General features: G+C 49.6%; 11 protein-coding genes. 2 read left to right on the plus strand and 9 right to left on the minus strand.

Features of this window, described 5'->3' with window-relative positions; all coding sequences use genetic code 11:
* From ACXJJC_RS04275 to ACXJJC_RS04315, 9 genes are all read right to left on the minus strand, one after another.
* Nucleotides 1-377: AMP-binding protein (locus ACXJJC_RS04275; RefSeq protein WP_456369602.1), on the minus strand; the 377-nt coding region annotated here is incomplete at its 3' end.
* 98 nt (nucleotides 378-475) lie between these two features.
* The gene (locus ACXJJC_RS04280) at nucleotides 476-892 is read right to left on the minus strand and encodes a phosphate-starvation-inducible PsiE family protein (protein ID WP_456369604.1); all 417 of its coding nucleotides are present in this window, start codon (nucleotides 890-892) and stop codon (nucleotides 476-478) included.
* A gap of 56 nt (nucleotides 893-948) precedes the next feature.
* Nucleotides 949-2112: a redox-regulated ATPase YchF gene (locus ACXJJC_RS04285; RefSeq protein WP_456369605.1), complete on the minus strand. Its 1164-nt coding sequence runs from the start codon at nucleotides 2110-2112 to the stop codon at nucleotides 949-951.
* Nucleotides 2109-2339 (minus strand): DUF2095 family protein, encoded by a 231-nt coding sequence (locus ACXJJC_RS04290; RefSeq protein ID WP_456369607.1) that lies wholly within the window; start codon nucleotides 2337-2339, stop codon nucleotides 2109-2111. Before ACXJJC_RS04290 ends, ACXJJC_RS04285 begins: the two co-directional genes overlap by 4 nt.
* Complete coding sequence (locus tag ACXJJC_RS04295) at nucleotides 2311-3180, minus strand: acyltransferase (protein WP_456369609.1); 870 nt, start codon at nucleotides 3178-3180, stop codon at nucleotides 2311-2313. Before ACXJJC_RS04295 ends, ACXJJC_RS04290 begins: the two co-directional genes overlap by 29 nt.
* A 9-nt stretch (nucleotides 3181-3189) precedes the next feature.
* On the minus strand, nucleotides 3190-4416 hold the full coding sequence (locus ACXJJC_RS04300) for a 2,3-bisphosphoglycerate-independent phosphoglycerate mutase (protein WP_456369611.1): 1227 nt from the start codon (nucleotides 4414-4416) through the stop codon (nucleotides 3190-3192).
* A 50-nt stretch (nucleotides 4417-4466) separates the two neighbouring features.
* Nucleotides 4467-4940, minus strand: a complete 474-nt coding sequence (locus ACXJJC_RS04305) for a DUF2299 domain-containing protein (RefSeq protein WP_456369612.1) — start codon at nucleotides 4938-4940, stop codon at nucleotides 4467-4469.
* A gap of 6 nt (nucleotides 4941-4946) precedes the next feature.
* On the minus strand, nucleotides 4947-5417 hold the full coding sequence (locus tag ACXJJC_RS04310; protein WP_456369613.1) for a chorismate pyruvate-lyase family protein: 471 nt from the start codon (nucleotides 5415-5417) through the stop codon (nucleotides 4947-4949).
* Complete coding sequence (locus ACXJJC_RS04315; protein ID WP_456369614.1) at nucleotides 5414-6370, minus strand: AAA family ATPase; 957 nt, start codon at nucleotides 6368-6370, stop codon at nucleotides 5414-5416. The genes ACXJJC_RS04310 and ACXJJC_RS04315 overlap by 4 nt, the downstream gene beginning before the upstream one ends.
* A 126-nt stretch (nucleotides 6371-6496) precedes the next feature.
* Between ACXJJC_RS04315 and ACXJJC_RS04320 the strand changes: the two genes are divergently transcribed.
* Both ACXJJC_RS04320 and ACXJJC_RS04325 read left to right on the plus strand, forming a co-directional pair.
* A complete protein-coding gene (locus ACXJJC_RS04320) occupies nucleotides 6497-7498 on the plus strand; it encodes a 60S ribosomal export protein NMD3 (RefSeq protein WP_456369615.1) in 1002 nt (333 codons plus the stop codon).
* Nucleotides 7495-8019 (plus strand): class I SAM-dependent methyltransferase family protein (locus ACXJJC_RS04325; RefSeq protein WP_503421138.1); only part of this gene is annotated, 525 nt, incomplete at its 3' end. The genes ACXJJC_RS04320 and ACXJJC_RS04325, both read left to right, overlap by 4 nt.

Genomic DNA, 8019 nt, shown 5'->3' on the forward strand with positions numbered 1-8019 from the left:
TCTCTCTCGGTGTACAGGGGGTTTGCCTGAACAACCGTCGCTCCTGTCTTGAGGATTCCGTAGTATGCTATGACGTAGTGAGGTGTGTTGGGCATGTCAATGACGACTCTCGAACCCTTTCCAATACCCATACCTTTCAGGAAACCAGCAATTCTGTCTGACAGCTCCTTCAGCTCCCCGTATTTCAGTCTCTTCCCGAGAAAATCTATGGCTATTTTGTCCGGCAGCCTTTCTGCTGTCCTGTCGAGGAGCTCGTAAAGGGCGATCTCCGGAATTTCAACCGAATCGGGGACCTCACTGTCGTAGTTTTTCACCCATATTTTGTTGATCTCTTTTGGATCTATCTCCGTGATGAGCTTACCCTCAACTCCGAGCATATTCATACTTGAGCATGACGGTTAAAAATTTTTCCATGATTAATCTATAAAAATGTCATGATTTTTTTGCTCGAATGCTGAATCGTATAAAAACTTTTCTATTTGTGCTCTCTTTTTGGATTGTACCTCACAGCAACCGTTCTGACTGCTCCGAGGGCCAGGATGAGCGTTGAGAATCCGACAAGTATCTCCCACGTGAAATTCTGCTTGTAGAGGGTTATGAGCAGCTCCCTCAGCACGAAGATTGACGCGAGCTCAGCCATGATGTGCAGTCTGACCCTCCTGAACTCCAGGTACTCTGTGAACGCTTTGGCGAGTTCTATGAGTACAAAAAACGTTAGAATCTCAGTTATGAGTGTGTCAAAGCTGTATTCGGTGTAATTGAATATCGCCTCCGGAATTTGAACGACTATCGTGACCATCTTTATGCCGATGAGCACAATGACCACGAGGCTCATCAGAAATATCGCGACATCGTAGACTCTGTTCAGGTATTCGAATCTCAGACTCCACATGTTCAGCAGAATGATGCGGGTGTTATTGAACTTTTCCCGGGATGTGATCAGACGGATCAGGCGCTCGACACTATTTTTATGACGTCGTTGTTCCTGAGTTCGTAATCTTCCGATATTCTTATCTTCCTCCTCGCGTCTATGGCGTATATGTAGTTCTTCCCTATGTCCGTGTGAATCATGTATGCCAGCTCTCTTGCAGTCGTCCCTCTTTTGACGAGCATCGCATCGGGCAAAATGTTTCCCTTACTGTCGGTGAACTTGTTTTCATCTTCCACAGGATACACCACGATGTAGCCCAGTTTCTCGAAAACAACCCTGTTGATCGCAGTCTGCACACCCGTGCCACCGTTCTTTTTCATGAATTCCCTTATCATCTCAAGCGCCCTCTTCTGCTTCTCGTTCACTTCCCTGATTATCTCGAAGTCCTCATCTCCTGGCAGGTATTTTATAAACCCGTTCTTGCTCGCAGTTCTGAGTGTCAGCTCGAAGATGGCAGAGCACGTCACGGCATCGACTTCCCTCAGCCTCCTCAGGTTATCTTCCGGAGCCTTGTCGGCCTTGTTTCCTGCTATCAGGATCCTGAACCTCTTCTCCATGAGTCTCTCAGCAAACTCCTTCAGCGAATCGTCGTCAAACTCGCTGTACGTCTTCTTCATCTCTCTAAGCGAGTCTCTGACCATCAGCTCGTCAAATCCGAGACCAGCAAGCTGCTCAGCGATATACTTTGCGGGATCTCTCTTTTCCATTTGAATTCTTCTGACTATCTTCTCCCAGTTCTTTTTTAGGATCCCGAAGAGCCACATTATCAGCTCGTTTTCGAGGAACCTGACGTCCTCGATCGGATCCCTCTGACCAACTCCGATTTCGTTTCCTTCCTCATCTGTGGAACCGGAGGCGTCGACGACGTGGATTATCGCGTCTGCCTGTCTTAAATCGTCGAGAAACTCGTTTCCAAGCCCCCTCCCCTTGTGAGCGTCTGGAACCAATCCAGCTATGTCTATGAGCTTAACCGGGATGAATCGCACACCGTCAACGCAGTTGCCGCATGGATACACGTCGAGCTCCCTGCAGACACAATCTACCCTGACGTGTGCAACACCGACGTTCGGCTCTATTGTCGTAAACGGGTAGTTCGCTATCTCAGCCTCGGCGAGTGTGGCTGATTTGAAAAATGTGGATTTCCCGGCGTTTGGTTTGCCAGCAAGACCGATTTCAATCATCTCAATCCCCTCTTGGTGTACTCTCCATGCTTTCTCGACCCTATAACACTTTCGAGGACTATCTTGCTGGTTTTCAGAAATTCTGCGTGCTCTTCGCTGATCTCACCCGTTTTCAGGAAGAAGTCTATGATCTCGTGTGCCTCCTCCACGGTCTCGCACCTTTCAAGGTGGTCGAGGATCGAGGGCAGTATGTCCCCTTTAATCTCTCTGTAGAGGTTCGGGAACATTTTCCTGAATCTCTTCGTCTCCCACTCCATCATCTTCCTGCTCACCTTCAAGTTCGAACTCGACTCTGTCTCTTATCCAGACTCCCTTTCTCCCAATTATGCTTCCCTCGACAACGCACCCGTTTTCCATGTGCACTTCCTCAGCACTTATGCTTCCGAAAACATTGCTTCCGTTTACGATGTATACCTTCCTTCCCTCCACCGCTCCGTGGATTTTGCTGGAGTTTACGACGATGTCTCTCCCTCTCACGCTCCCGTATAGCTCAGTATCCTCCACAATCACGTCCCTTGCCTTCACGTTTCCGAGAACTCGACTGCGCCTGAAAACTGCGTTCTTCTGGGTCTGTATCCTCTCCATGGACACCTTGGAACCGTCAGGAATTACGAGGGGATTTTCAAATTCCTCGCTGAACAGCTCCTCGATTTCGTCAAGTCTGCCAAGCCTGAGCAGTTCCATGATGTAGATGAACAGGAACATTATAACAGGGAGCGGGTTCTGGATCGTGATCAGACCCGTGGCCTCAAAACCTCTTTCGATTCTGACGTTTCTACCAATTTCGAGGTCACCATGCACTGTGAGCTTACCGTCAATCGCCGTGAACTCTCCAATGTATGTGTCTCCAAAGCATGTCACGTTGCCCTTTATACGCGCCCATGAATCAATCCTCACCTCTTCTCCAATGACATCTCCCTCTATGACTGCCTTGTCCCCAATTATGATCTTTTTAGCCCTGATTCCGAAACCCACGGTGGAGTGGTTTCCAATGATGACGTCCCCCTCGTGGACTATCATCGTTTCGTCGAACTTCGTGCCCTCTGGAATGATGAGACTCTCGAGCATCATTCTTAGCTACGCCCCATACTTTTTAGATTTACCTGTCAGGTCGAGGATTATGTTCATCAGATCGAGCCCCCTTATCCTGCAAAGTCCACCCTTGTAGGCGTGAAATTCGCTGAACACCTCGACGTCGTCCTGTCTGACCCCGTCGCAGACTATCGTTAGAGGGACAGGATCTGCAGTGTGGTCTCTCACAGTTACTGGTGTCGTGTGGTCGGCGAGAATCGCAAGACAGACTTCTGAAAAGTCGAGCTCCGTAATTGGCTTTATTGCAGAATCTATCTTTTCAATGAACTCCTTCTTACCCTCAAAGTCTCCGTCGTGCCCGAACTCGTCCGGAGCCTTTATGTGCAGCAGGACAAAATCGTGTGTGTTCAGACATTCTATGGCTGTTTTAACCTTCAGGGCAAGGTCGGTGTCTCTGCTTCCGGTAAATTTCTCGTTCTCGATGACGTCGGCTTTCAGCAACCTTCCTATACCCTTTATTAGCGTCGTCCCTGCCACAACTGCCATCCTCATTCCGTACCGCTCCTCAAAGCTCGGAACGTGTACGGCTTTTCCAACACCTCTGAGCAGCAGCACGTTTGCTCTGGGCAATCCTCTTTTTGCTCTCTCCTCGTTGAGGGGGTGTGAATTGAGAACTTCGTGGCTTTTCTCTATGAATTCGTTCACTATCCTGGCAGTGAATTCGGCCTCACTGTCCAGTGCTTTAACGCGTTTTACCTTCTCTCCAATCTTCTTTGGGTCACTGTCCGTTATCCTGTCCGATAAATTTCTACCTCTGAAAACAAGGGCAGCTCTGTGACCGCTGGCGTTTCCCAGAATGAATTCCACTCCGTCAATCTTCACCTCTCTGTTGACAGCATCGACCAGCTCCTGCTTATCCTGTATTCTTCCAGCTCTCCTGTCAATCACAACCTTGTCGAAAACACTCCCCTCTCCCTCGACGGTTCCGAAATTGACTCTGAACGCGATATCTCCGGGTTTCACCTCTATTCCTGCCCCGCACGCCTCTATGGGTCCCCTGCCTGTGTAGTACTCAAATGGATCGTATCCGAGTATCGACAGGTGTGCCGTATCGCTACCAGGTCTCACTCCAGGCCTTATCGTGTCCATGATTCCGTTGATCCCCATTTTTGCGAGCCGGTCCAGGTTGGGGGTACTTGCAGAGTCGAGAGGAGTTGTGCCTTTCGCGCTCCTGTCTGACATCCCGTCAACGATCAGCATGAAAACCTTCATCGCGGAAAAAGTACTGGAGAATTAATAAAAAATTTGTTCTCCTCACTCGCTCATATGTACATTACCTCTTCCTCGCCCCTCATCCTGTCAAACTTCTGCCTCATCTTCCATACGATGTACAGCTTGCACTTGTGGACTTCAGAAATCGCATCCATAAGCAGCTGTCTCGTGATGTCCTCCGGGTAGAGTTTTCGCGTGAACTGGAAAAGCTGCGGGTTCATAGCATCCGGCACGATCTGAAACTCCGTCGTTAGAAAAAGGAGGTCGAAGCGGATTTCCCACATGAGCTTCTCCCTCTCCTTCTCCGATAGCCCCATGACCTTCGCGTAGTGCTCGTCGCTCAGCCTGATTCCACTCGCAACAAGGAGCAGATCTCTGTCCTTTGGAGCGATCACGTCTATGACCTGCCCCGATCCTGGAGGTACCTCAATGATAAAGTGGAAATCGGCGTTCTCGTCACTCACCTCTTGTTTGAAAAACCCCTCGTCTACCAACCAGTTTCTGACCGTATCTCTGAAGCTCATCCCAAATCACCACCTGAACTGCTCGTATACCTCCACCGGAAACATTTCGGTTATGTTGATCAGCACTCTTCCCTTGTGAATTATGTTGTAGTTCCTGACCAGACACTTCCCGAGATCCCGGCAGATTTCGAGTCTGCTCCAGAGGATTTCCCTCCTAACCTCGAGCCTGTGCTTCTTTATTATCTTTCCGATGGGAATGTCGGCTTTGAGAAGGTCCTCTCTGAAACTCTCGTCCAGTCTGGACAGGGGTGTTATCGACTTTGCCCTGGCAAAGATCTTTCCGGCAGAGACTATTTCCACGACCCTGTAGTTTATCCTCTCACCTTCCGGTATGCCGAGGACCACGGCGGAGTCGGAATCAGCACTCACGATTCTCTGCTCAATAGTTCTTATTTCTGCTCTCTCTCCTGTGAGGGCCTCTATTATTGTGGTCACACTCCCGTCTGTTCTCTCGAGGATTCTCAGTATCGGGTTCAAAGCCTATCTACCTCTCTTATGGGTCTCCCGTCTCTCGTCTCAGGTGTCAGATAATCGAGAAACCTCTCAAAATCCACGTCGTAAAGTCTGAAGGTGACCTTGAGCGGGGAGAGGATTGCATCCTCCTCGGCGAAGTTGATTCTCGACACGAATGCTGTCTGCTTGTTAAGGTAGATGACAACTGATTTGCCCTTCTTGCCGGAAATCATCTCACTTCTTGCGGTGTCAAGGATCCTCTGCATTCTCAGAAGCTCTCTGAATCTCGTGAGGTTTGTTGTTCTCGCAAGCAGTCTTCCATCGTCTATCTCGATGTCAGCATCTGGAAAGAGGTTCAGGACGGTTTTTTTTACCTTCTCCTCATCCTCTGTCGGGTGTATTTCCGTCTCGACCTCAACCTCAACCCTCGGAACGAAGTGTCTTATTATGTCCCTTATCTTGTTTTCGAACTCCTCTATGCCTCCCGTGTTCTCGACGGTAATGTCTGCCATCTTTATCGCCTCTCCCATGTTCCACGACAGCTCCCTCTCATCCCTCTTTTTGAGGTCCTCCACCGTCCTGACATCGTCGTCTCTCTTTCTCCTGAGCGCCCTTTCAAACCTCGTTTCGAGAGGAGCTTCTATGTTAATCAGAATGAAGTCGTCTCCAAATTCCTTTCTGAACCTCTCGACCTCTGCGATACCCCTGATTCCGTCGACCACCACTATTCCCTTCTCTTCGAGCTTTTTCCGGATTGCCGGGATGCACCTTTTTGCGATAGCATCCATACCTTCTTTTTCCCTCAGCTCGCTTGCAACTCTGCCTGCGTTCTCGTCAGTCAGTTCGAGCCCCCTCCTCCTGACCTCTTCTCTGACCACATCGCCCATCACAACGACGGGGATCCCCATTTCCTCCGCTATCTTCGATGCCGTAGTCTTGCCGCTGAGCGGAAGGCCGACGAAAGCGATGATCTTCATACCCGGAAGTTCTCTGGAAAGTAATTAAAACTTTAGTTATGTGCCGGTGCGCCCATCAGTTTGGCTGGGAGTGTGCGGAGGGTTAGAAAAGAGATAAATATTCACCCGTCAATTTTCAGAGTTGCAATGAGGTGCGCTTCGTGTGGTGGGGAGAGCGAGTATCCCGTGTGCGGAAAATGTCTCGCGATGAAAGTAACGCCTGTAGAGGTACCGCCCGTGGTGGAACTCGTAAAGTGTTCGAGATGCGGAGAGTTCAGGCTCGACAGGTGGAGGAGAACAAGTCTCGAAGACGCGGTTGATTACATTCTTTCAGGTAATATCAGGCTACATGATGAATTCATCGTTGAGGGTTACAGCTTTGAACCCGTCGGCGACGATGTTGGCAGATACGTTTTCAGGATTGAAGGGATGCTGAGGGACTACCCGTACAGTTATGAGACGTTTTTTGAGGTCAGGGTGAAGAAAATTGCCTGTGAGAGGTGCAGCAGACAGGCAGGTGGGTACTACGAGGCTATAATCCAGATAAGGGCCGACAACAGAAACTTGAAGGATGATGAGCTCGAAACGATATCTGAAATCATAGCTGAAAGCGTAGAAAAGGAGCATTCTAACCCACGTGCCTTCATATCAAGGATCGAGGAAAAGAGAGAGGGAGTGGATGTGTATTTCGGGGACAAAAGGCTTGCCCAGAAAATAGCGAGGAACCTCGCCAGATCGTTCGGGGCGGAAATCAAGGAGAGCAGCAAGATCGCTGGAAGGGAAGATGGCAGGGACTTTTACAGGTTCACGTACCTCGTCAGACTTCCGGGGTACTTTGCAGGTGACTTGGTTGAGGACAGTGGCATAAAGGCAATCGTTGCCAGCGTTAAAAAGAAGAAGGGGTACGACGTGATGAGCGGAAAAACGGTAAACCTGCGGAATCCGAAGGTCATCGCAAGGAGAGAGGAGCTGATGGAGAGCTACGTTGTAAACATCGACGAGTCGACCATAGACATTCTCGATCCCTTCAGCTACGAGCAGGTCACCATCTTAAAGCCCGAATTAAGGTTTGAGGTTGGTGACAGGGTTTTCGTCGCGAAGAGCGGTGATGAATACGTGGTTATCCACGAAAGTCTGGTGAGGAAATGAAGGCGATAAAGGTTCGGAAGGATCTTGCAGAAGATGTCAGAAAGAAGGTCGAGAAGGCAGGTCTGAAGGACAGGCGCAGGAGGATAAGGTTTGAAAACGGGTACGTGATAATCCCCGTAGTGGATCACTTCACCCTTGAAGGGACGGAATTCGAAATTGACGGTGTTGAGCTTGTGGAGGACCGCAATCCGGTGTTCAGACAGAGGCTGAATTTCAGGGAAATTGTTGAAAGGATCGCGGGACACTACCCGAGATACGCGGACCTGAAGGTGTTCGGGAAGATAGGGGTTATGAAACTCCCGGATTCTGTGATGCAGTACAGGGAAAGGATTGCCGAAGAGGTTGTGAAAAACTACCGTCTGAACTCTCTGTGGCTTGACCTCGGAAGGCACGGGATGATGAGGAGACCAAAAATGGAACCTCTCGCTGGAAGTGAGAGCATGGTGGAGCACAGGGAGAACGGCTGTGTTTTCAGGTTTGACCTCACGAAGGTTATGTACAGTCAGGGAAACCAGTATGAA

This window comes from Geoglobus sp., assembly GCF_054018175.1.

Excerpts from the sequence above, each read along its gene's own strand:
- ACXJJC_RS04280 (WP_456369604.1), bottom strand. The coding sequence starts at position 892 with ATGTGGAGTCTGAGATTCGAATACCTGAACAGAGTCTACGATGTCGCG.
- ACXJJC_RS04285 (WP_456369605.1), bottom strand. The coding sequence starts at position 2,112 with ATGATTGAAATCGGTCTTGCTGGCAAACCAAACGCCGGGAAATCCACA.
- ACXJJC_RS04290 (WP_456369607.1), bottom strand. The coding sequence starts at position 2,339 with ATGTTCCCGAACCTCTACAGAGAGATTAAAGGGGACATACTGCCCTCG.
- ACXJJC_RS04295 (WP_456369609.1), bottom strand. The coding sequence starts at position 3,180 with ATGCTCGAGAGTCTCATCATTCCAGAGGGCACGAAGTTCGACGAAACG.
- ACXJJC_RS04300 (WP_456369611.1), bottom strand. The coding sequence starts at position 4,416 with ATGAAGGTTTTCATGCTGATCGTTGACGGGATGTCAGACAGGAGCGCG.
- ACXJJC_RS04305 (WP_456369612.1), bottom strand. The coding sequence starts at position 4,940 with ATGAGCTTCAGAGATACGGTCAGAAACTGGTTGGTAGACGAGGGGTTT.
- ACXJJC_RS04315 (WP_456369614.1), bottom strand. The coding sequence starts at position 6,370 with ATGAAGATCATCGCTTTCGTCGGCCTTCCGCTCAGCGGCAAGACTACG.
- ACXJJC_RS04320 (WP_456369615.1), top strand. The coding sequence starts at position 6,497 with ATGAGGTGCGCTTCGTGTGGTGGGGAGAGCGAGTATCCCGTGTGCGGA.